Source organism: Larkinella soli (assembly GCF_003703975.1).
Classification (GTDB): domain Bacteria; phylum Bacteroidota; class Bacteroidia; order Cytophagales; family Spirosomataceae; genus Larkinella; species Larkinella soli.
In genome coordinates, this window is sequence record NZ_QTJY01000002.1 from 610,076 (window position 1) to 631,299 (window position 21,224).

At 57.4% G+C, this 21,224-nt stretch carries 22 protein-coding genes and 1 tRNA gene; 13 read left to right on the forward strand and 10 right to left on the reverse strand.

The annotated features are described in order from the left end of the window. Positions 1-36: 36 nt before the first annotated feature. On the forward strand, positions 37-999 hold the full coding sequence (locus DX909_RS08745; RefSeq protein ID WP_229310993.1) for a hypothetical protein: 963 nt from the start codon (positions 37-39) through the stop codon (positions 997-999). 271 nt (positions 1,000-1,270) lie between these two features. Next, a complete protein-coding gene (locus DX909_RS08750) occupies positions 1,271-1,741 on the forward strand; it encodes a response regulator (protein ID WP_128544761.1) in 471 nt (156 codons plus the stop codon). Between the two features lie 36 nt (positions 1,742-1,777). Here the strand turns inward: DX909_RS08750 and DX909_RS08755 are convergent, their stop codons facing one another. The 6 genes from DX909_RS08755 to DX909_RS08780 form a co-directional block, all read right to left on the reverse strand. Continuing rightward, positions 1,778-2,203, reverse strand: a complete 426-nt coding sequence (locus tag DX909_RS08755) for a response regulator (protein WP_128544762.1) — start codon at positions 2,201-2,203, stop codon at positions 1,778-1,780. 473 nt (positions 2,204-2,676) lie between these two features. Then, the gene (locus tag DX909_RS08760; protein WP_128544763.1) at positions 2,677-2,928 is read right to left on the reverse strand and encodes a hypothetical protein; all 252 of its coding nucleotides are present in this window, start codon (positions 2,926-2,928) and stop codon (positions 2,677-2,679) included. 205 nt (positions 2,929-3,133) lie between these two features. After that, positions 3,134-3,532, reverse strand: a complete 399-nt coding sequence (locus DX909_RS08765; RefSeq protein ID WP_128544764.1) for a response regulator — start codon at positions 3,530-3,532, stop codon at positions 3,134-3,136. Between the two features lie 421 nt (positions 3,533-3,953). Further along, positions 3,954-4,025: transfer RNA gene (locus DX909_RS08770), tRNA-Arg, on the reverse strand. 116 nt (positions 4,026-4,141) lie between these two features. After that, the gene (locus DX909_RS08775) at positions 4,142-4,816 is read right to left on the reverse strand and encodes an NUDIX hydrolase (protein WP_128544765.1); all 675 of its coding nucleotides are present in this window, start codon (positions 4,814-4,816) and stop codon (positions 4,142-4,144) included. A gap of 64 nt (positions 4,817-4,880) precedes the next feature. Beyond that, positions 4,881-5,561 carry an NUDIX hydrolase gene (locus tag DX909_RS08780; RefSeq protein WP_128544766.1) on the reverse strand — a complete coding sequence of 227 codons (681 nt, stop codon included), beginning with the start codon at positions 5,559-5,561 and terminating at the stop codon, positions 4,881-4,883. Between the two features lie 155 nt (positions 5,562-5,716). Between DX909_RS08780 and DX909_RS08785 the strand changes: the two genes are divergently transcribed. From DX909_RS08785 to DX909_RS08805, 5 genes are all read left to right on the forward strand, one after another. Further along, positions 5,717-6,445 (forward strand): proteasome-type protease, encoded by a 729-nt coding sequence (locus DX909_RS08785; RefSeq protein WP_128544767.1) that lies wholly within the window; start codon positions 5,717-5,719, stop codon positions 6,443-6,445. A gap of 77 nt (positions 6,446-6,522) precedes the next feature. Then, positions 6,523-7,368, forward strand: a complete 846-nt coding sequence (locus DX909_RS08790; RefSeq protein WP_128544768.1) for a transglutaminase family protein — start codon at positions 6,523-6,525, stop codon at positions 7,366-7,368. A 54-nt stretch (positions 7,369-7,422) separates the two neighbouring features. Then, positions 7,423-8,841 carry a phosphoglucosamine mutase gene (glmM, locus tag DX909_RS08795; protein ID WP_128544769.1) on the forward strand — a complete coding sequence of 473 codons (1,419 nt, stop codon included), beginning with the start codon at positions 7,423-7,425 and terminating at the stop codon, positions 8,839-8,841. A 95-nt stretch (positions 8,842-8,936) separates the two neighbouring features. Beyond that, positions 8,937-10,091: a cysteine desulfurase family protein gene (locus DX909_RS08800; RefSeq protein WP_128544770.1), complete on the forward strand. Its 1,155-nt coding sequence runs from the start codon at positions 8,937-8,939 to the stop codon at positions 10,089-10,091. 108 nt (positions 10,092-10,199) lie between these two features. After that, on the forward strand, positions 10,200-11,060 hold the full coding sequence (locus DX909_RS08805) for an SDR family oxidoreductase (protein WP_128544771.1): 861 nt from the start codon (positions 10,200-10,202) through the stop codon (positions 11,058-11,060). An 11-nt stretch (positions 11,061-11,071) separates the two neighbouring features. On the opposite strand, the gene DX909_RS08810 is transcribed toward DX909_RS08805, so the two are convergent. Next, positions 11,072-12,193: a trans-sulfuration enzyme family protein gene (locus DX909_RS08810; RefSeq protein WP_128544772.1), complete on the reverse strand. Its 1,122-nt coding sequence runs from the start codon at positions 12,191-12,193 to the stop codon at positions 11,072-11,074. A gap of 85 nt (positions 12,194-12,278) precedes the next feature. Here DX909_RS08810 and DX909_RS08815 point away from each other — a divergent pair, with 85 nt between their 5' ends. Beyond that, the gene (locus DX909_RS08815) at positions 12,279-13,163 is read left to right on the forward strand and encodes an SDR family oxidoreductase (protein ID WP_229310994.1); all 885 of its coding nucleotides are present in this window, start codon (positions 12,279-12,281) and stop codon (positions 13,161-13,163) included. A gap of 21 nt (positions 13,164-13,184) precedes the next feature. Here the strand turns inward: DX909_RS08815 and DX909_RS08820 are convergent, their stop codons facing one another. Then, positions 13,185-13,952 carry a class I SAM-dependent methyltransferase gene (locus tag DX909_RS08820; protein WP_128544773.1) on the reverse strand — a complete coding sequence of 256 codons (768 nt, stop codon included), beginning with the start codon at positions 13,950-13,952 and terminating at the stop codon, positions 13,185-13,187. Positions 13,953-14,123: 171 nt separating this feature from the next. Here DX909_RS08820 and DX909_RS08825 point away from each other — a divergent pair, with 171 nt between their 5' ends. The 3 genes from DX909_RS08825 (at position 14,124) to DX909_RS08835 (ending at position 16,945) form a co-directional block, all read left to right on the forward strand. Further along, the gene (locus DX909_RS08825; RefSeq protein WP_128544774.1) at positions 14,124-15,458 is read left to right on the forward strand and encodes a GWxTD domain-containing protein; all 1,335 of its coding nucleotides are present in this window, start codon (positions 14,124-14,126) and stop codon (positions 15,456-15,458) included. After that, on the forward strand, positions 15,431-16,255 hold the full coding sequence (gene rlmB, locus DX909_RS08830) for a 23S rRNA (guanosine(2251)-2'-O)-methyltransferase RlmB (RefSeq protein WP_128544775.1): 825 nt from the start codon (positions 15,431-15,433) through the stop codon (positions 16,253-16,255). Before DX909_RS08825 ends, rlmB begins: the two co-directional genes overlap by 28 nt. A gap of 306 nt (positions 16,256-16,561) precedes the next feature. Beyond that, positions 16,562-16,945, forward strand: a complete 384-nt coding sequence (locus DX909_RS08835) for a hypothetical protein (protein ID WP_310589839.1) — start codon at positions 16,562-16,564, stop codon at positions 16,943-16,945. Between the two features lie 81 nt (positions 16,946-17,026). On the opposite strand, the gene DX909_RS08840 is transcribed toward DX909_RS08835, so the two are convergent. Beyond that, a complete protein-coding gene (locus DX909_RS08840; protein WP_128544777.1) occupies positions 17,027-17,404 on the reverse strand; it encodes a c-type cytochrome in 378 nt (125 codons plus the stop codon). 234 nt (positions 17,405-17,638) lie between these two features. On the opposite strand from DX909_RS08840, the gene DX909_RS08845 reads away from it, so the two are divergent. Continuing rightward, positions 17,639-18,379: a class I SAM-dependent methyltransferase gene (locus DX909_RS08845; protein WP_128544778.1), complete on the forward strand. Its 741-nt coding sequence runs from the start codon at positions 17,639-17,641 to the stop codon at positions 18,377-18,379. Positions 18,380-18,394: 15 nt separating this feature from the next. Here the strand turns inward: DX909_RS08845 and DX909_RS08850 are convergent, their stop codons facing one another. Beyond that, positions 18,395-20,089 (reverse strand): VRR-NUC domain-containing protein, encoded by a 1,695-nt coding sequence (locus DX909_RS08850; RefSeq protein ID WP_128544779.1) that lies wholly within the window; start codon positions 20,087-20,089, stop codon positions 18,395-18,397. Between the two features lie 159 nt (positions 20,090-20,248). Between DX909_RS08850 and DX909_RS08855 the strand changes: the two genes are divergently transcribed. Next, positions 20,249-21,205, forward strand: a complete 957-nt coding sequence (locus tag DX909_RS08855) for a DUF2157 domain-containing protein (RefSeq protein WP_128544780.1) — start codon at positions 20,249-20,251, stop codon at positions 21,203-21,205. The last annotated feature ends 19 nt before the right edge of the window (positions 21,206-21,224 follow it).

The window sequence follows — 21,224 nt, forward strand, 5'->3', positions numbered from 1 at the left end:
GTGTTTGCCGGCGTATTACTGGCAATTGTCGTTCAAATGCTGTTAACGCTGCTGGGCATCGGCATTGGCCTGGGAACGATCGATCCCCTGGAGGAACAAAACCCGGCGGCCGGGTTAGGGACCGGTACCGCGATCTGGTATATCCTGTCCAGTCTGCTCTCCCTGTTCCTGGGGGGCTGGGTGGCCGGAAGGCTGGCCGGTACTCCCCGGACGTTCGATGGGGTGATTCACGGGGTTTTAACCTGGTGTCTGGTCACTCTGCTGACGATCTACTTCCTGACCACCACCATCGGCAGCATCATTGGCGGAGCCGGCCGGCTGGTCGGCCGGGTGGTTCGTACGGCCGGGTCGGCCGTTTCTTCGGCCGCTCCCGGGATAAAGGACGCCGTGCAGGACCAATTGCAGGCCAACGGGGTGAACCTGGACGACCTGGACCTGGGCGATCTGAAAAATGAGGTAAATCAGGTGCTCCGGCAGACCGGCGATCCCGCCCTGCGGCCGGAAGCGCTGGAAAGAAAAGCCGATCAGGCCGCTGACCAGGCCCGGAATTCAGCCGGTCAGGCAGCCTCCAATCCTCAGTCAGCCGATGATCTGGCCGGTGGAATGTTTAACCGGCTGTTCCGTCAGGGCCAGAGCACGGTGCAGCAGGTGGACCGTCAGGATGCGGTCAATGTCGTCATGAAGCGCACGGGTAAGAGCCGGGCCGAGGCCGAAAAAACCGTCGACAACTGGATCAGCACCTATCAGCAGGCTCGGGTCAAGTTCGACCAGACCAAACAGCAGGCCGAAGCCAAAACCCGGCAAGTGGCCGACGATGCCGCCAACGCAGCCTCCAAAGCAGCGATTTTCGGATTCCTCGGCCTGTTGATCGGCGTCGCATCGGCCGGCTTCGGTGCCAAGCTTGGAACCGACTCCAAAGATAATTACAGCTCTTATGACCGCCCGGTGGAGGATAAGGACGGTCGGGTTGAATCCTCTTCGAGAAATCGGACGCATTGATTTTCGTTCATCCGGACGAACAAAGAAGCTTTTGTATCCCTAAATAAAAAGCAGCGGAGCGATACCGCTGCTTTTTATTTGGAGGGTCCGGCCGGTCCGCTCCGGGCCGTTGCCTCATTATCTCAGGATCCCTTACGTATTTGTCGCTAATTGCTTATTTTTATTTAATCAGGCACAGTCCACGCTGTGAGCTAACTCCTCTCTGCGCTCCTTTGAGTCGGCCCGCTTTTCTGTTTTCCCTCCGAACGGTCATGTCCCTTCCCTCTATACGATGACTACCGCATTGAAAATGAAGAAGGTCTGGCGGGTGCTGGTGATCGAAGACAACCCGGATCACTGGTGGCTGATCCGGCAAGCCCTTGAGAACAACCTGTCCGGGGTCGAGCCGATCTGGACTTCCAATCCGTTAACCACCATCGCCTATCTGGAAGAGTGTGCCGCCTGCCGGCGACGGTATCCTCATCTGATCCTGCTGGATCTGTATCTGCCTGACCGCGAAGCGGGTATGACAATGCTCCGGACGCTTCGGCAGCTGCCCTCCGCCATCCAGCCGATTCCCATCGTGGTGCTGAGCCATTCCGATCGGATCGAGGATATCCGCGAATCGTATGCGCTGGGCGCCAACTCCTACATTGTAAAGCCCCTGAATGATCAGGGGTGGCAATCCCACGTCCAGGCCATAACGGATTACTGGTGGCAGTCGGCGATCATTCCGGGGATCGATCCCGATCATGGCCGTTAAAGGAACCGGCCGGGCGTCTCCTGCGGGGAGCAGGAATCAGAGCCAGGAGTTGGGATGAAGGCAACTTTTCCAGTACTCAATGATGCATTGCAGCTGTTGTTTGAGGCCGGAATAACTGGTCGATTTTATAAAGAACCCCTGAACGGTGGCGTCATAGGCCGCCTGAACCATTGGCCGGTCGGCCGCAGTGGTCAGGTAAATGAACGGAATGGCTTTGCGCCTTAAATACTCACTGGCCTGAATGCGTCTTCGGAACTCGATCCCATCCATCACGGGCATATTGACGTCACTCAGGATGATAAACGGCTGCTCCTCCGTCGTCTCCAGATACTGAATCGCTTCCAGGCCGTTGGTCAGGCAGTGTAAGGGATTAGGGATGTTCAACTGCTTCAGCAACAGTTCGACCAAATGCTGATCGTCAGCATCATCATCGACTAATACAATCGGTCCTTTGATCGACATGGCCTTGGGTACGGTGAATGAAAAAGTCCCAAAAATAAAATTTGAACGGGTCCCCAACAAATGAAATTTTGACCAGTCATCCCCCTGCCGGAAATAGACGGAACAAACCGGACACGGCCCGGCGCCGGGAATTCGAACCTCATTTCCGGCACAATTTATGCTGTAAACCGCTAAGGACAATCAGACTGAAAGTTGCGTACCTCCCGGTCTGCCGGTGCCCACCGATACCCCGTATTTTGGATAACTTTTTGATCGAATAAAATAAAAAAAGCCGGGGTCCAGTGGATCCCGGCTTTGAGAGAACTCAGACTTAGCTACTTAATAAGTAAAAGTAAAGGTACCTTAATCGACTGAAATTCAATCAAAAAGAGCGAGTAATTATAAAACGGCAAAAGCCGGGTGCCGTTGGCACCCGGCTTTCCGTACAACTCCTGAGCGTGTATAGCGAATGAACGATGACGTTTTTTCGGGCGTCACACCCCCTGAGGGCGATCTACCACCGGCCCGGCAAATCCCCGGGCCGTTTTTTCTACCGGGCGAGGAGTTTCCAGCCAGGCAAAGATCCCGAACGTAGCCAGCCCGCCCGTCACAATTCCCAACAGCGTAGCGATGGTCTCCACCATCTGCGCCGGAACATACGTGTGCCACCACGACCAGATCATCAGATCATCTCTGACCACATAACTGATCAGAATAAAGGACAACAGATTCAACCCCTTTCTCATTGGCACAAATTAACGTATATAGTTGTTCATACTAACCTTTTGGAAAGGAAAAGCGAGGACTTCCCGAGCCAATGGAACAGGAATTGAGTGATCGGCAAAAATATTTTACTGGTTACCGGCCGGTTTTCCCCTCAGCCCGGAAAAAAGCAGGAAAGGTCTTTGCAGAGATACCCGGTGGGTTCAGGGGAAGAGCAAAATCAGGCAACTAAACAAGATACTGACCGACACTTTGCACCAGGCTCTCAAAATCGCTGATCCTGGAGGGTTTGACATAATAGGCACTGGCTCCCAGCTGCCGGCTCCGGGTCATGTCCCGGGCATCCTCGGAGACCGACAGAATCACAATGGGCAGCGGCCGGCTGCCGGGCAGACTCCGAAGCTTCGTCAGCAGCTCAAAGCCGTCGGGATTGGGCATATTCAGATCCAGAAATATCAGGGAAGGCAGGGTTTCCGGCTGGTCGATCATCTGCATGAATTCCTGGCCATTGGTATACGTCCGGACCTGACAGCGGGGATATTCCTTTTCCAGCGAGTGCTTCAGGAACAACAGGTCATCTTCATCATCATCTACTAAGAAAAATACGGGCGTAGATGTTTTCTGCATGGCAAGTCATAGGTAAGTCCCGGAAATCAAATGGCCGAAAATAGGGCATTCCAGATACTAACCAAATGGAAAGTTATTTTGTTGCCCAAAAGTGAGGGAAAGAAAAGCCGGAACCAAAAGTGCCGGCTTTTACCGTCGGTTAGAAAGATAGGTATACATACTTATTCGACACAATAACGAATCTGAAACAACGAGACCGGCGGAAGTGGCCGGCCGTCCGAGGCAATGGACCCAAATGGCGGGCAACCGGTAACGGAAAGCAGGCCGGCCGATCAGAAGAAGTCAGGATAGGGATAGGAAGTCCGGTTTCGCATCATGCCGTCCGGAAGGCTGCGGATTCACGCTCATTTTTAAGAAATGTAAGACACCGGAAAACGAAAGCCGCCGAACGGATCCGTTCGGCGGCTTTCGTTTTATTTCGTGAACCCGAAGGGATTCGAACCCCTATCTTCAGAACCGGAATCTGAAATTCTATCCATTGAACTACGGGTCCAGGTACGGACAGGTTGTCCGTTTCGGGTTGCAAATATAGCAATTCCCGATTCGTTTTGCCAAGGCCCTCCGAACTTTTTTCCCGAAAATGTCCCTTCCAGCGGCTTTCTGCCTCACTTACAGCCGCTTCATGGTGTCGTAGTCACCCACCGCCTGCAGGTACAGCAGGTGCCCCAGCACCCCGTGCAGATTGCTGACCAGCCTGTGGGCTTCGGGCAGGGAAGCGACATGAAGCCGGGTCTGCTCGTTCTCGGAAGCCTTGCCGGTCCGGCGGCCGTGCATGGCCCGGATGTCGGCGCCCGGCATCCGTCGCTCGCAGTAGAAGAAGGAAAGCCGCTCGTCGCTGGTGGCGGTGGCCGAGAACCAGGGTTTCGACGAAAGCTCGACCAGTTCCCCGGTCGACACGTCGAGGCCGGTTTCCTCCTTCAGTTCCCGGGCGGCCACCTCGATGGGCGTTTCGCCCTCGTCGATCATCCCGGCCGGGTGTTCGTAGGTTTCGGAGCCGTCGCTGACCCGCCGTTGCCGGACCATCAGCACGAACTTTTCGCCGGTCTGCCCGTCGATCAGCACGACTACCATCGAAACCGCGTCGCCCTTGACGAAGCAAAGCGGGGTCAGCGCGTTGCCGTCGGGCGTCCGGGCGTCGATCTCGACCAGCGTATAGAGCACGTCACCGTCTTTCCCGTGCCGGGTGTAGGCATCCCGCACGGACCGGATGTCGATCCGGTTGTCTTCCAGCCGCCGGCGCCAGTTTTTGTATTTGAACGAGTCCTCAAAGGATTCCTTTTCCATTCGAATGTCCGATACGTTGTACCGTTCCAACCCGGTGCCGGGAAAAGGGTTCGAAACGATGAGCCTATAGCCGCTTCATCGTCTCGTAATCGCCGACGGCCTGGAGATACAGAAAGTGCAGCAGCACGGCATTGACGTTCGTCACCAGCTTATGGGCTTCGGGCAGGGTCATCACCGCCGTCGTGATCCGCTCGAATTCCGACTGTACCCCCATGTTTTTATGGTGAAAGGTCATGATCTGCTCCCGCGGCATTTCCCGTTCGACAAAGAAGAAGTGCATGCCCTCATCGCTCGTCCCGGTGCTCGGAAACCAGAGCTTCGGGTTCAGCCGGGTGAGGTCTTCGGGGCTGATTTCCAGACCGATCTCCTCTCCCACCTCGCGGGCCGCCACCTCCACCGGGTCGTCCGTCGTATCCACCATCCCGGCCGGGTGTTCGTAGGTATGCGACCCGTCGCAGATCCGGCGCTGGCGAACCAGCACCACAAACTTCTCACGGCTCTGCGCATCGATGAGACAGACCAGCACCGTGGCGGCATGCCCCTTCAGGAACAGGGCCGGGGGAATCTTGTCGCCCTCGGGCGTGTCGGCATCGACCTCCAGCATGGCGAACAACAGTTCGCCGTTGTGCCGGTAGCGGGTATAAAACGGCTCCACCTTATTGATTTTCAAACCGTTGCTTTCGGCCTGCCGGCGCCAGAACCGGTATTTATGGGCGTCGTCGAGCGATTCTTTCTTCACGTTCATCCGATTTAAATGATCCTTTCGCGCAAGATAGGCACAGGGAGTCATCGGAGAGAACGAGTTTCTAAAAATCCGCTCAAAGCGGGCGCTGATCCCCATTTGTTTTCGGAAACCCGTATATTTGTCCGAGTGCTATAGCTTGTACGTACCCAGATTCGATGACCTACTGCTTAGGGATAAAAGTTGCTTCCGGCTTAGTCGCCATCGCCGACACCCGACTGACATCCGGTACCGAGGTTTCGACCAACCGCAAAATTTCGGTTCACCAACTGGAACACCATTCGCTTTTCATCATGACCTCCGGCCTGCGGTCGGTGCGTGACAAAGCCATCACCTATTTCCGGGAAGTCATTGCCGAGAAAGACCAGTCTTTCAATAAGTTATACAAGGCCGTCAATGCCTTTGGCGAGCAGGTCCGACGGGTGGCGCAGGAGGATAAGGCCCAGTTGACGGCCTCCGGGCTCAACTTCAACCTCAACGCCATCGTGGGCGGTCAGCTGGAAGACGACGATGAACATAAGCTGTTCCTGCTCTATCCGGAAGGCAACTGGGTCGAGGTCGACCAGGGATCTCCGTTCAAGATCATCGGCAACTCCGGCTACGGCAAACCTCTCCTGTTTCGCAATCTAACCTATGAATCCTCTCTTCAGGATGCCCTGAAAATCGGCTTTCTGGCTTTCGACGCCACGCGGGTCAGCGCCAACGACGTCGATTATCCGCTCGACATCCTGATTTATGAGAAAGACAGCTTCCACCTCAACCAGCACCGGCTGGAGAAGGACGATATGGATGCCGTTTCCAAGCAGTGGAGTGCCCTGCTGACCAATTCGGTCAAGAAACTGCCGGACGACTGGATGGCTCCCATTTTTTCAAAAATCCAACACTAAACCACCCCCGACGATACCGCCTGCCGCCGGTCCGGATACCGGTCGGGCAGCGTTCGGGGAATCAGAACGATCGGCCAATGTTGAAACTACGGGTTAACCATCTGCTTCATTATGACTACTCGTCACCGGTTTTTCTGGAACCCCATACCCTCTATCTGTATCCGAAGATCCTGCCCCACCAGCGACTGAGCGCATACGACCTGCGCATCACGCCCACCCCCAGCAAACTGGTGCGGAACGTCGACGTGGAAGGGAATGTTCAGCAGGTCATTTATTTTAAGGACCAGACTGAGTCGCTGCACGTCGAAGCCGACATCGTGGTCGAATCGGAATCGTACAATGCCTATGATTTCGTGCTGTTTCCGTTCGAAACCCAGCGGCTGTCGTTCCACTATCCCGAAGCCGACCGCCGGCTGCTCGAACCCTATCTGGAACGCATCGGCGTCACGACGACGGTCGAACAGTACGCCCGGCAGATCGCGGCCGAAGCGAAGTGGCAGACGGTGCCGTTTCTGTCGCATCTCTGCAGCACCATCCGGTTCGGCTTCGCGTATGAAATCCGGGACCTGGGTCCGGCCCTTTCACCGGAAGAAACCCTGATCAGCCGGAAAGGCTCCTGCCGGGATTATGCGGTTCTGTATATTGCCGCCTGCCGCAGCGTCGGGCTGGCCGCGCGCTTCGTCAGCGGCTACCTGTACGGCAACCCCCACCAGGAGCATGAACTGCACGCCTGGGCCGAGGTCTACCTTCCCGGTGCCGGCTGGCGCGGCTTCGACCCGACGGAAGGCTCCGTCGTGATCAACAATCACCTGTTTCTGGCCTCCTCCTTTTTCCACGACCGCCTGCCTCCCCTAGCCGGCACGTTCCGCGGCCCGGCCCGTTCCGCCATGACGGCGTCCGTTTCGATAACCGGAACCGAATAGCTATAGCAGATCGGAAAAAGGTGACTATATTTGCCCACCTTCAATGTTTGAACCGTGGCATTAATTAAGTCGATCTCCGGGATTCGTGGGACCATTGGCGGGCGCAGCGGAAACGGCCTGACGCCTTTGGATGTAGTTAAATTTGCGGCCGCCTATGGACAGTGGGTCCGGCAGCGCCACACCGACACGGCCGGCCCCCTCCGCATCGTGATCGGGCGCGACGGCCGGATTTCCGGGGAGATGGTCTCCCGGCTGGTGTCGGCGACGCTCCAGGGACTGGGCCTGCACGTGATCGACCTCGGCCTGTCCACTACTCCGACCGTCGAACTGGCCGTTCCCGGAGAACGGGCCGCCGGCGGGATCATCCTGACGGCCAGCCACAACCCGGTGCAGTGGAACGCCCTCAAGCTCCTGAATGAAAAAGGCGAATTCATTTCGGCCCGGGACGGCGCCGAGGTGCTGGCCATCGCCGAATCGGAGGCCATCGATTTTGCGGATGTCCGCAAGCTGGGCGGCTATCAGACCGACGCCACCTGGCTCCGGAAACACATCGACGCCATTCTGGCCCTGCCGCTGGTCGACCGGGAAGCCGTCGCGGCCCGGAAATTCAGAATCGTGGTGGATGCCGTCAACTCGACGGGCGGGATTGCGGTCCCGATGCTGCTCGAAGCCCTCGGTGTGGAAACCGTGCAGTGTATGCACTGCGAACCCAACGGACAGTTTGCCCACAACCCTGAGCCGCTGCCCGAAAACCTCCGGGATATCATTCACGAAATAGAGAAGAACGATTACGACCTCGGGATCGTGGTCGACCCGGATGTAGACCGCCTGGCACTGATCTGCGAGGACGGCTCGCCGTTCGGGGAGGAATATACGCTGGTGGCCGTCTCGGATTACGTGCTGAAACACCGGGCCGCTGCCGGAGAACCCGGCCATACGGTTTCCAACCTGTCGTCGACGGTGGCCCTGCGCGACGTCACGCAGAAATACGGCGGAAGGCACCACGCGTCGGCGGTCGGGGAGGTCAACGTGGTGGAACTGATGAAGGAAGTCGGCGCGGTGATCGGTGGGGAAGGCAACGGCGGGATCATCTACCCCGACCTGCACCTCGGCCGCGACGCCCTCGTCGGCATTGCCCTCTTCCTCAGCCACCTGGCGAAATTCGGAAAATCGGCCTCCATCCTGCGCCGGACCTATCCGAATTACTACATCTCTAAGAACAAAATCGAACTGACGGCCGACATCGACGTGGACGCAGTTCTGGAGCGGATCAAGGCGAAATACGCCAAAAACCCGATCAACACCATCGACGGGGTCAAGATCGAATTCGACCGGGAGTGGGTACACCTCCGGAAATCGAATACCGAACCCATCATCCGGATTTATTCGGAATCGGACACCTTATCGACGGCCGATTACCTCGCCAACAAGATCATATCGGACATCAAGGAGGTCATCGCAGCGAAGCGGTAAGGGAGTGTCGACAGTCTGGGGAGCACTCGTCCGGCCAGGGTAGGAAAGGCCATCCAAAGGCGGTATCTTTGCAACCGGTTTACCCACACTTCATTATGCACGTCTACCTTGATAATGCGGCCACCACCCGGCTCGATCCGGAGGTGCTCGAAGCCATGCTTCCCCTGATGACCGAAGAGTTCGGAAATCCGTCGTCGATTCACTCCCACGGACGTCGGGTCCGGGCGGCCATCGAAAAAGCCCGCAAAACCGTAGCGAGCCTGCTGAATACCTCCCCGGCGGAAATCTTCTTTACCTCCGGCGGTACGGAGGCCGACAACACGGCTATCCGAAGTTCCATCGAAACCTTTGGACTGACCCACGCCGTTACCTCCCCGCTCGAACACCACGCGGTGCTGCATACGCTCGAACACCTGGATAAACAGGGGACCGTCAAACTGAACCTGGTGCGCGTCGATGAGCAGGGCCGGATCGATATGACGCATCTGGATGAACTGCTTCGCAATAACCCCCGTACGCTGGTGTCGCTGATGCACGGCAACAACGAAATCGGCAACCTGCTCGATCTGGAAGCGGTCGGGCGGCTGTGCCGGGAATACAAGGCGGTATTTCACGCCGATACCGTCCAGACGATGGGCCACTTCCGGCATGATCTTCAGCAGCTTCCGGTCGACTTCATCGTCGGCGCGGCCCATAAATTCCACGGGCCGAAAGGCGTCGGTTTTCTGTACATCAACGCCGACAGCCGGATTCATCCCTTCATCCACGGCGGTTCGCAGGAACGCAACATGCGGGGCGGCACCGAAAACGTCTACGGCATCATCGGGCTGGCCAAAGCGCTGGAAATCGCCTACCGCGACATGGACGAACACCGCCGGCACATCGAAGGGCTGAAGCGCCGGATGATCGGGCAACTCCGCGAGCGGCTGGACGGCGTCTCCTTCAATGGCATGTCGGAAGACCTCCAAAACAGCCTGTACACCGTCCTGAACGTCAGCCTGCCGCCTTCCGACCTGAGCGATATGCTGCTGTTCAACCTCGACATTGCCGGCATTTCGGCTTCGGGCGGGAGCGCCTGCACGAGCGGCTCCAACCTGGGTTCTCACGTCCTCTCGGCGCTGCCGGGCAACGATCCGGAACGGGGCGCCATCCGGTTTTCGTTCAGTAAATACACGACGGAAGAAGAAATCGATTATGCCGTCGATACGCTCGTCGGGCTGTTCCAGCGCGAACAGAGCATGATCCGGTAATCCAGAAAAAGGGCCCGGATGGCCCTTTTTCTTTCCCGTTTTCCCTCACTTCTTCAAAACTTCTCCCTTAAGCAGCGGGTTACTTTCTGGAAACCATACGAACCTGTTATGCAGTCCCGCACGTGTTTGATTACCGGCGCCAACTCCGGCATCGGGCGAATTTCAGCTCTGGAGTTAGCCAAAAAGGGTTTTGACATCATTATGCTCTGCCGGAACGCCGAGAAGGCCCGACCGGTGCGGCAGGAAATAAAAAAAGTCAGCAAATCCGGCCGCGTCGACCTCATCTGGTGCGACCTCTCCAGCCAGCAATCGGTCGTGCAGGCCGCCCGCGAGATCATCGACCGCTACGACCGGCTGGACGTGCTGCTCAACAATGCCGGCCTATACATCCATAAGGAACAATACTCCCTGGATGGAATCGAACTGACGTTTGCCACCAACCACCTTGGTCCCTTTCTGCTGACCAATCTGCTCCTCGACCTGCTCCGAAAGGGCGACCGCCCGCGCGTCGTGACGGTTTCGTCCGAAGCCCATCGCTTCAGCAGCGGTTTTAAACTCGATGAACTGGCTAAACCGCGGTCCTACAACGGCTGGAAAGCCTACGGTGCCTCCAAACTCTGCAACATCCTGTTTGCCAAAGAACTGGCCGAACGGACGATGGGTGAGGGAATCACCTCCAACAGCCTCCACCCCGGAGCCGTGAAGACCAACTTCGGAGCGGATATTTCGAGCCTGATGGGGCTGGCCTTCCGACTGATGCAGCCGTTCTTCATCAGCCCGGAAAAGGGGGCCGAGACGAGCATTTATCTGGCCTCGTCGCCGGAAGTGGAGAAAGTTACCGGATTGTATTTCGACAAAAGCCGCCCGAAAACGCCCAACCAGGAGGCCCAGAGCAGCTACAATGCGAAGGCCCTCTGGGCCCTGAGCGAAAAACTGACCGAGTTGAATAACCGACTGGTCAGCGTATAAGGAACTTTCCGTCAGGAATCCAGCGCCTGCCGGAAATCCCCGATCAGATCGTCGGGGTGTTCGAGGCCGACCGAGATCCGGAGCAGGTTCGGCGGGGTGGCGGTGGTCGGTCCTTCGACCGAGGCCCGGTGTTCGATCAGGGTCTCCACTCCGCCCAGACTCGTGGCTCTCGTGACCAGCTTCAGCCGACTGGTAAAGGCCAGCGCTTCGGCCTGTCCGCCTTTGACCTGAATCGAGAGCATGGCCCCGAACAGCGCCATCTGTCGGCGGGCGACGGCATGGCCGGAATGACTTTCCAGACCGGGATAATGCACGACTTCGATGCCCGGATGCTGCGCCAGCGCCTGTGCAATTTTGCCGGCGTTCTCCGACTGCGCCCGCACCCGCGTCGTCATGGTTTTCAGGCCGCGCAGGAGCATCCAGCAGTCGAAGGGGGCGGCAATGGCGCCCCCGATGGTCTGCAACCGCCGGACCCGCTGGTACAATTCGCCGTCTTCCCTGAAGATCAGCGCCCCACTCAGGACGTCACTGTGGCCTCCGATGTACTTGGTCGTCGAATGCATGACGACGTCGCAGCCCAGGTCCAGCGGACGCTGAAGAACCGGGGTCGCCCAGGTGTTGTCGCATACGCACCAGGCGCCGGCTTCCCGGGCCAGCCCGGCAATAGCCTCGATATCCGCTACTTTCAGCAGCGGGTTGGACGGTGTTTCGATCCAGATCAGCCGGGTATTTTCGTGAATCGACTGCCGAACTTCGTCGAGATTGGTCAGATCGGCGCGGGTATAGGTCAGGCCCCAGGGGTGGAACAGTTCCTCCAGCAGGGCCGGGGTGCCGTAATAGGCATCGTTCGGGATCACCACGTGATCGCCCGGCCGCAGGGCCAGCAGCAGCGTCATCGTGGCCGCCTGCCCGGAGCTGAAGGCCAGGCCGGCAAAACCGCCTTCCAGTGCCGCCAGCGCCTGTTCCAGCAGATCCCGATTGGGATTTCCGTTCCGGGCGTAGATATAGCCGTGGGCAAAACTGCCGTCGCCCTCGCGTTCAAAGGTTGTGGAAAGATACAGCGCGGGCGTAACGGCGCCCGCGTTGGCGTCGGCCATTCGGGTGGCATGGAGAGCAAGCGTTTCAGGATGCATAAGATTTATCGGAAATTCGGAAGCCCTAATTACTTCTTTAATTAGTTTAATGCCAGTCCGGAGAAAAACTTCTTTCAGAACCATTATGATCAACGCGACGGGTATGCTCCGCGACGGAGCCTTAGAAAACAAAACCATCATCGTGACGGGCGGAGGTACCGGCCTCGGCAAATCCATGGCGAAGTATTTCCTGCAACTGGGTGCCCGGGTGGTCATCTGCAGCCGCAAACTGCCCGTGCTGGAAGCCGCAGCCGCCGAACTGACGGAGGCCACCGGCGGGCAGGTGCTGCCGCTGGCCTGCGACGTGCGCCACCCGCAGGAGATCGAAGCCGTCATCGCGCAGACGGTCGAACGGTTCGGGCGGATCGACGGCCTGCTGAACAACTCGGCCGGGAATTTTATCAGTCCGACGGAGCGGCTTTCCTACAAAGCCTTCGATATCATCGTCGACATTGTCCTGCGCGGAACGTATTACTTTACGCTGGCGGTCGGAAAATACTGGATAGAGAATAAGATCCCGGGGACGGTGCTGAACATCTCGACCACCTACGCCACCACCGGCTCGGGTTATGTGGTGCCGTCGGCCGTGGCGAAGGGCGGGGCGCTAATCCTGGTCAAATCCCTGGCGGCCGAATGGGCCCGATACGGCATCAGGCTGAACGCCATCGCCCCCGGCCCGTTCCCGACGAAGGGGGCCTGGGACCGCCTGTTTCCCGAACCGCTGGTGAAACTGATGAACCCGCTCAGCCGCATTCCGCTCAAACGCACCGGCGAGCATCAGGAACTGGCCAATCTGGCTGCTTACCTCCTGTCGGATTATTCGTCGTACATGACCGGCGAATGCATCACCATCGACGGGGGCGAAGTTCTGTCGGCCGGCGAGTTCAATCACCTCGACCAGGTGCCCTCCGAGCAGTGGGATGAGATCGAACGGGCCGTCCGGCAGGCCAATCGGCCCGCGGGCGGGTGATTTTCCGCCGGGGCGAATTGATTATTTTTTCGCCAGATAGAAGAAATCCAGGCTCTCGGCCGGTCGGTCGGTCAGAAGGTAGTCGGTATACTGAATCTGCGCGGCCAGGCCGTCCTGCTCCAGCAATTTGTTGCGGTTCATCCGGTTGAGCAGATCGTACGGCATCTGGAGCATCCAGCGGGGCAGCCGGTACTGGAGGTTCAGCACGTCGAAGCGGGTAATTTTCTGAACGGACTTTTTATTCTGTTCGTAGTATTCCATGACCTTCCCGTTGCCGTGGATGCCCCGGGTTTCGACCGTCGGAAAATACCGCAGCATCAGGTTTTTCAATTCCTGAGCGGTATATTCCCGGACGTGCCAGGGATTGCGGGTCAGCGAGAACAGGCGGTTGACCGTGGTCAGCAGCAGGGTGCCGCCCGGCTTCAGCACCCGGTAGGCCTCCTTCAGGAACAGGTCGTCGTTCTGAATGTGTTCGATCACCTGAAAGGTGACGATGTAGTCGAAGGAATCGTCGGCCAGACCGCTCAGGGGCGGGATACTGGCCTGTATGAAAGTCGATTGGGGGTATTCCCGGCCGAGCGACTGAATGAGCGCTTCGTTTTTGTCGATGCCGGTATAATGGTCGGCGGCTTTGGTCAGCAACTCCAGCCCACGCCCCCAGCCGCAGCCGATTTCGAGGACGCGCCCGCTCACGATCCGGGCCGCTTCGACGTAGGGAAACAACAACCGCTGATGCACGGGGTTGTCGGAAGCAATTTCGGCGGAAGTGATTTCAGTGGTCTTGTACATAAGCCGTTTTGCCGTACCGGCTGCGGTACGGACCCGCCGGCGGAATGACAAACAATAGTTCTGATTTTACCGTAAAGTTACTTCATTTGTATAAGCTTTGAAAAAACGTCGGAAAGTTGACGCCATTGCCCCGCATTTTCGTTTTAACAAAGACTTCTATTCTGTTTTGATATGCGATTGATCATTATCCTCTTATCGGTCCTGGTCTTTGGGGCCTGTTCCACCGGAAGACGAGCGATTCCGGCCGACCCGTCGAGCGGGCGGACGGACCGGCCTGCCGACCGTCCGACGGCTTCCCGGCCGGCCCCGGTGCCGCAGTCGGCCCAGCCGGTTGCCCAGAACTGGCGGATTACGTCCACGAAGGCACTGTTTCTGATCAAAGACTCCACCAGCGTCCGGGTTTTCGTCAACCTGACGGTCCGCAAGGGAGAGCAGCGCGCGACGGTGGAGGATTTCACCAGCCGCTATATGCTGAATTACGTCATCTATCCCGACTACAACAGCCGGGAGCGGCTCGGTTACGGTAACGTCCCGCTGACGGCCGAATCCGTTGTCCGGGACACCAGCCCCGAATCGGGCGACGTGCTGATAATTTCGTTCGACGTCAAACGACCGGCCAATAGCGCCAACGGGGTGATGCTGGCCGAATTCACGGACATCAATTCCGGTAAAAAGACCCTTCACGATCTGCCGATCCGGTTCAGATCGACAAAACTGGGCGACCGGTTTGCCTTTTTCGATCCGAAAACCAATCTGCTCCAGCAACGGCATTACGTCAACGCGGGGGATACGGTGGTACTCCGGGATCTGGCCGGGACCAGCCGGCCCCTGAATCTGTATCGGTACCGGCATGATTTCGATCCGGCCCAGTCGCCGATGAATACCACGCCCCGCCCGGCCCCCAAAAGCCTCGGCGTCGATTCGTCCATGTCCGTTTCGACCAATCAGCCCTTTGTGTTTCAGCAGGAAGGTCTGTATTATTTTCAGGCCGATACCGCGGATGCTTACGGAATCGGCCTGGTCGTGGCCGACCACCGGTATCCGAAACTGACCCGGCCCGAAAAGCTGATCAAGCCGGTGCTGTATATGAGTACCAACACCGAAGCGACCGAACTGAACAATGCGGCCGACGCCAAGAAAGCCCTCGACCGATACTGGCTTACGCTCATGTCGGGCGACCAGAATCTGGCACGCAAGGCCATCCGGGCTTATTACAGCCGGGTCGAAGAAGCCAACCGGCTGTTTACCACCTATAAGGAGGGATGGAAAACCGACAAGGGCATGATCTACATCATTCTGGGGTCTCCCGACCGCGTGCAGCGAAGCCGCGACCGCGAAGTGTGGGTGTATAACCAGCGGGCCAACGTGTCTGAAATCAACTTTACGTTCAATCGAAAACCCAATCAATTTGTCGAGGATCACTATGAACTGGTTCGGTATGTCGAATACCAACCCGTCTGGTATCCCGTAGTCGAAGCATGGAGAACCGGCGCAATTCGCGAATAAATCGGTCCGACAAACGGTCGGACGCCAATTATAACCGATCGGATTCCCCGAAACGCTCCAGCGAGGAGATGGTGTTCGGGGTGCAGTCGGTGACGGAACTGCTGCGCTCCGACAAGGACATCGACCGGCTATATATCGTCAAAGGGGGCAGCTTCCCCGAGATTCAGCAGCTGGCCTTTGAACGGCGGGTGACGATCCAGCGGGTCCCGCCGGAAAAACTCGACCGCCTGACCCGCAAGAACCACCAGGGCGTCATCTGCTTTATTTCGGCCATCCATTACGTCAAACTTTCCAACGTGATCGCCGGGGTGTTCGAGCAGGGCCAGGTGCCGTTGCTGCTGATTCTGGACCGGATCACGGATGTCCGGAATTTCGGAGCCATCGCCCGGACGGCCGAGTGCGCCGGTGCGCAGGGCATCGTGATCCCGGCCCGCGGAACGGCCCTGATCAACGCCGACGCCATGAAAACCTCCTCGGGGGCGCTGAGCCACCTGCCGGTTTGCCGGGAAGTGAACCTGGAGGAGACGGTGAAGTATCTCAAGGACTCGGGCATCCGGGTGGTGGCCTGTACCGAAAAAACCGATCATTACCTCTATGACGTAGACATGTCCGGCCCGACGGCCCTCATCATGGGGTCGGAGGATGACGGCATTTCGGAGGAACTGCTCCGCCTGGCCGACCACCACGCCCGCATCCCGCTCGTCGGGCAGGTCGAATCGCTGAACGTGTCGGTCGCCACGGGTGTCGTCCTGTACGAAGCCGTTCGCCAGCGGATTTTCAATGAGAACGAGTCGTAAACGGACGCCGTGCTTCGCAGACCGGTCTTTTTTCCCTATGTTGCGCGAAACGAATTCAAACACGGAATGGCAGTGGCGCTAAGACAAACCTCGCAAAAACCGATTTCCAGATCGAAGCGGAAAATCCCCGACTATCTGATCTGCGAAATGCTGGACGGTAAGCCTTTGTATTACAAGGGTTATGAGCAGGTTTTGTCCGGAAAAAAGACTCTGGAGGATATTATGGGATCAAGCGGGTTACAGGCAGTAATCGTTTATTATCTGACTGTTTTTATTGGAAAGTTTATTGACGAAGACCGGTATTTCGTGTTAGTCAGCGAACCGGGTGTGCATATCGATCACCAGAATAACGTGTCCAACGATATCGGCATCTATGACCAGACGGTCCTGACCCCTTCCCGGATTTCAAAAAAATACGTCGATGTTCCGCCTAAAATCGCCATTGAGGTAGACATCAACGCCGACGTATCCGAGCTGACCGAAACCGGATATATCTACAAAAAGACCCGAACCCTTCTGTCCTTCGGGGTCGAAAAAGTAGTATGGATTCTGACCGAAGCGCAGACCGTCATGGTCGCCACGGCGGAGCGGATCGAAGCCTTTGCCTGGAACCGCGACATCGAACTGATGGACGGTCAGGCCTTCAACATCGAAGCGTATCTGAAAAAGCGCGGTATCGAAGTCGAATAGTGTACCGCATCACTATAAACGCCGAACGGCCGGTGGAAATCCATCGGCCGTTCGGCGTTTTGTATCAGGACGTTCAGGCGATCAGGCCGCCTTTTTCTTCGCAGCCGGTTTTTTGGCCGGGCCTTTCTTGGCACCGCCGTCCAGCGAGTTGATCCAGGCCGCGATTTTCAGCGCTTCGTCTTTCGGAACGTTCTTCAGCGCAGCCATCGGGGGATAACCAGGCCAGTGTTCCGGCTTCGGGTTATAGATCAGCTCGACGATCTGCTCGTTCGTGTAATTCTTCTTGGCAACATCCACATATGCCGGACCTACCAACCGTTTGTCGGGATTGTGGCACGCCAGACAGGTGTTTTTCTGCAACAGCTTATTAATGTCTTCGGGGACCTGGGTTTGGGCGTTGGCGTTGAAGGATGCTGCGGCAAGAAGTACCGCAACGAGCATTCCAAACGTTTTTTTCATGTGAATTCGATTAAAATAAGCTTAGTGATATAACAAACTAATGCACTGGCCAAGAGCCAACAAAGTTAAAAGGTTACTTCATATACGCCAATAGTATCCTGGCTTTTTCCATGAGTTCCCTTCATTGGACAACACTTTCCCACTAAAGTTTAATCGGTTACAAAAAAACCGGCTGTTCCGCCTATTTGTTAAGATAAATTCCATTAAATATCCAACGGAAACCATCTTTGCCTGATGTCAAACCTTGATCTCTTCTCCGGCCACGCCGACCTCTACGCTCAGTTCCGCATCGACTATCCGCCTGAACTTTACGACTTTATCTATTCGTTCGTGAAGGAATACCACCGCGCCTGGGACTGCGCCACCGGCAACGGGCAGGTCGCCGGGGTACTGGCCGAACGGTTCGAGACCGTGGACGGAACCGACATCAGTGCGCAACAACTGGAAAAGGCTGTTCGGAAACCCAACATCATCTACCTCCCCTGCCCTGCCGAACAAACGCCCTTCCCGGACCGGCAATTCGACCTGATCACGGTTGCTCAGGCGCTGCACTGGTTCGATGTCGATGCGTTTCATCAGGAGGTCCGGCGCGTAGCCCGACCGGGCGCCGTGATTGCGGAGTGGGGTTACGGCCACAACCGCGTCAGCGAAACCGTCGATCCGGTGGTGATGGATTTCTACCTGAATACCATCGGCCCCTACTGGGACGGGCAGCGGACGCACGTCGAAGACCACTACGCCCGGCTGCCGTTCCCGTTTGCCGACGCGCAACGGGCCGAGTTCAGCGTCCGGCGGTCCTGGACGGCCGACCGCTTTCTGAATTACCTGCGAACCTGGTCGAGCGTGCAGAAATACATCCGGCAGCACCAGTCGGACCCGGTGCTGCTCATTGCCGACCGCCTGACCGCCCTCTGGGGGCCGGAGGAACGGGACGTTTCTTTCCCGGTATTTCTGCGGATCGGTTCCGTGCGTTAACCCGCTCCTGTCGTCTTATTCGGTAGTCCAGACGACGCGCAGCACACCGGCCTTCACGCCGATGGTCTGGAAAAACTCCAGCCAGTGCAGCTGCTGGGCACCCAGGTGGTCGGTCGGGGATTTGACCTCGACGAATTCATAGTGACCCTCCTCATTCCAGACCAGCAAGTCCGGGAAGCCGCGGGTGTTCTCCCGCAGATTACGCGACATTTCGAGCATCACCAGTCCGAGCTGCTCCGGTTCCAGAAGCCGGGCCATCTGGAGCGTCAGGCTCAGCAGTTCCTCGTTCCAGTCGACGAGCACGTTGGTAATGCCGTATTTATCATAATAGGTTTTCTCGATCCGGGCCTTCCAGTCGTCCCGGGTTTTCAGTTCGGCCAGCCGCAATTTCAGGAGGTTTTCCCGCTTCAGGTAGAAGTCGGGCAGGTAGAAATCGGACGGAGCACGCTGGAGGGGGTGGTGGATGGCCTGCACGTTGGCGTCGTAGATGATGTCCCAGAACACCAGCCCGAACAGCCCCCGCCAGGGATAGTTTTCGGTGAAGGCCGCTTCCCAGCCTTCTTCCAGAAAGTGGTTCATCACCCCGGCTTCGACGTGATGCCGGTAGATGGCCGGTACGCCCACACTTTCGGAATCGGACAGAAACCGGGTCGTGGCCTTGCGGCTCCGCTTTTTCTCGCCCGCACTCAGAATCTTCTCCCGGAAGTCCTGCGCAAAATACCGCTCCTCGGCATTCTGCGGGGTGACGGCCATCTCGTCGCAGAGGGCCAGAGCTTCGTCGATCAGGCCGGATCGGAACAGCAGCCGGACGCGCCGTTCGCGGGCGGGCACCTTGTCGGTCAGCTGATACACCTGCATGGCCTGCTCGGGGAGTTTCTGGCGTTCCAGAAAACCGCCGACGCGCGTCACCAGCCGGGCATAGCCGGGTATGGCAATTTCGGTCAGTTCGGGGCGGCTCTCGTTCCAGTTCATGAACCAGTTGTAGATGTCCTCCGGCGGGGCTTCGGCTTCTTTCAGCTCATGAAATTCTTCGTTGGTAAGCGAGATCAGCAGTTTGTCCTCGACTTCTTTCCGGTTGAAAAACCGGGCCGTCAGCTTCGATTCGTCGTAGCGTTCAAAGGTGACCTTGCCCAGGTCGCGGATGACGAACTCCGTCATGTCGGAGGAACGGTTGCCGAAAAACAGGTACTTCAGCATCATCACCTCGGCCTCGAACTTCACCTTCACCACCGTCTCGTGGGTGGTCAGGCTGGTGACGATCTCGGCGAAATCCAGCTCCTGCAGCGCATACCGGACGATGTTCTCCTTCTTTTCCTTCGACAGCGGTTTCAGTTCCTCCGGTTCCAGCGGAAGCAGGCTCAGCAGTTCAGGTTTGGTGAAGGTGTTCAGGGCGTCGGCGCCCATCAGTTCGTGGTGAGGGTTCAGCCGTTCGGCAAAGCCGTGGATGAGCAGTTCGCCCAAAGCCGCCGGCAGCTCGTCGATCTCCTTGTATTGCAGCTTATTGACCCGAAAAAAGATCCCCCGGCGGTTGCTGAACCGCACAAACAGACACTGGGCGTCCTCGGTCAGTTCGTCGAACCGCCGGATGAAGTCGTTTTCGTCCTCATTCAGCAGATGTCCGTACATTCGCCGGACGAACCCGATCAGGTAGCGGAAGTATTCGAGATAATATTTCGGAGGTAGTTCAACCGTATTGCGTTCGTATGCCATGCCCTCAATCGCTCAATTAATACAGACGATTTCGTTTTTTTACCGTTATGTTTAAACACGGAAATCCCTGAAGTGGATTAAACCGATTGAAAACACATTCGTTTTCAGCGTTTTTCTCCCGTTATTCAGTCTATAAAAATAACATTTTTTACCGGTATTATGTCCCCGGAAAGGGTCTTACAGGAACTGAGTGAGCAGCATCTGATCGACGACCGGCAACGGGCCGCGATCCGATCCGCCGAGGCCGATAAACTGTTTTCCGTCCACTGGGAATTGCGGGTGCTGCTCTACGCCGGTATTCTGGCCTTCTCGATGGGCGTAGGGCTGCTCATTTACAAGTACATCGATCAGATCGGCCACTCGTTTCTAATCGCTGCGCTGGCGGTGGTCTGCGCGGGTTGTTTTGCGTTTGCGGCCCGGTTTCGGGCGCCTTTCACGAAAGCCCGCACCCACAGCCGCTCCCCTTTCGGCGACTACGCCCTGCTGCTCGGCTGTCTGCTGTTTCTGACCCTCGAAGGGTATCTTCAATACCAGTATCATTTTTTCGGAAACCGCTACGGGCTCGTCACTTTTCTTCCGGCCGTGTTGTTTCTGGCGCTGGCCTACGGCTTCGATCACCGGGGTGTGCTGTCGATGGGGCTCACGGCCCTGATCTCCTGGATCGGCGTCACGGTGCGGCCGCTGGAATTCTATTTCCGGGGTAATTTCCGCGACATGACCGTGCTGCTGTCGGCCATCGGACTGAGCCTGGCTCTGATGGGGGGCGCGCTGCTGCTCGACCGCCGGCGCGTTAAGCGGCATTTCACCCTGACCACGCTGGCCTTCGCGGGCAACCTGCTGCTGGTGGCGCTGGTGGCCGGCCTGTTTCATTTTGAAGAACTCAACCTGATTTTTGCCGCAGGTCTGGCGGTGGCCTGCTTCGGCTTCGACACCTATGCCCGGCGCGAACGGTCGTTTGTCTTTTTACTGATGAGTACGATTTACGGGTACATCGGCGTCACCTATCTGGTGTTTCATTATCTGCATCCGCATAACGAGGCCGCCTATCTGTACTGGATTCTGACCGGTATCGGCGTCACGGTCTACCTGTCCACCCAGCGGAACCAGGTGCAGTAAACGCCCGTCGGCTCAAAAA

Coding starts and splice junctions, on each gene's coding strand:
- DX909_RS08745 (WP_229310993.1), top strand. CDS start 37: ATGCTGTTAACGCTGCTGGGCATCGGCATTGGCCTGGGAACGATCGAT.
- DX909_RS08750 (WP_128544761.1), top strand. CDS start 1,271: ATGACTACCGCATTGAAAATGAAGAAGGTCTGGCGGGTGCTGGTGATC.
- DX909_RS08755 (WP_128544762.1), bottom strand. CDS start 2,203: ATGTCGATCAAAGGACCGATTGTATTAGTCGATGATGATGCTGACGAT.
- DX909_RS08760 (WP_128544763.1), bottom strand. CDS start 2,928: ATGAGAAAGGGGTTGAATCTGTTGTCCTTTATTCTGATCAGTTATGTG.
- DX909_RS08765 (WP_128544764.1), bottom strand. CDS start 3,532: ATGCAGAAAACATCTACGCCCGTATTTTTCTTAGTAGATGATGATGAA.
- DX909_RS08775 (WP_128544765.1), bottom strand. CDS start 4,816: ATGGAAAAGGAATCCTTTGAGGACTCGTTCAAATACAAAAACTGGCGC.
- DX909_RS08780 (WP_128544766.1), bottom strand. CDS start 5,561: ATGAACGTGAAGAAAGAATCGCTCGACGACGCCCATAAATACCGGTTC.
- DX909_RS08785 (WP_128544767.1), top strand. CDS start 5,717: ATGACCTACTGCTTAGGGATAAAAGTTGCTTCCGGCTTAGTCGCCATC.
- DX909_RS08790 (WP_128544768.1), top strand. CDS start 6,523: ATGTTGAAACTACGGGTTAACCATCTGCTTCATTATGACTACTCGTCA.
- DX909_RS08800 (WP_128544770.1), top strand. CDS start 8,937: ATGCACGTCTACCTTGATAATGCGGCCACCACCCGGCTCGATCCGGAG.
- DX909_RS08805 (WP_128544771.1), top strand. CDS start 10,200: ATGCAGTCCCGCACGTGTTTGATTACCGGCGCCAACTCCGGCATCGGG.
- DX909_RS08810 (WP_128544772.1), bottom strand. CDS start 12,193: ATGCATCCTGAAACGCTTGCTCTCCATGCCACCCGAATGGCCGACGCC.
- DX909_RS08815 (WP_229310994.1), top strand. CDS start 12,279: ATGATCAACGCGACGGGTATGCTCCGCGACGGAGCCTTAGAAAACAAA.
- DX909_RS08820 (WP_128544773.1), bottom strand. CDS start 13,952: ATGTACAAGACCACTGAAATCACTTCCGCCGAAATTGCTTCCGACAAC.
- DX909_RS08825 (WP_128544774.1), top strand. CDS start 14,124: ATGCGATTGATCATTATCCTCTTATCGGTCCTGGTCTTTGGGGCCTGT.
- rlmB (WP_128544775.1), top strand. CDS start 15,431: ATGGAGAACCGGCGCAATTCGCGAATAAATCGGTCCGACAAACGGTCG.
- DX909_RS08840 (WP_128544777.1), bottom strand. CDS start 17,404: ATGAAAAAAACGTTTGGAATGCTCGTTGCGGTACTTCTTGCCGCAGCA.
- DX909_RS08845 (WP_128544778.1), top strand. CDS start 17,639: ATGTCAAACCTTGATCTCTTCTCCGGCCACGCCGACCTCTACGCTCAG.
- DX909_RS08850 (WP_128544779.1), bottom strand. CDS start 20,089: ATGGCATACGAACGCAATACGGTTGAACTACCTCCGAAATATTATCTC.
- DX909_RS08855 (WP_128544780.1), top strand. CDS start 20,249: ATGTCCCCGGAAAGGGTCTTACAGGAACTGAGTGAGCAGCATCTGATC.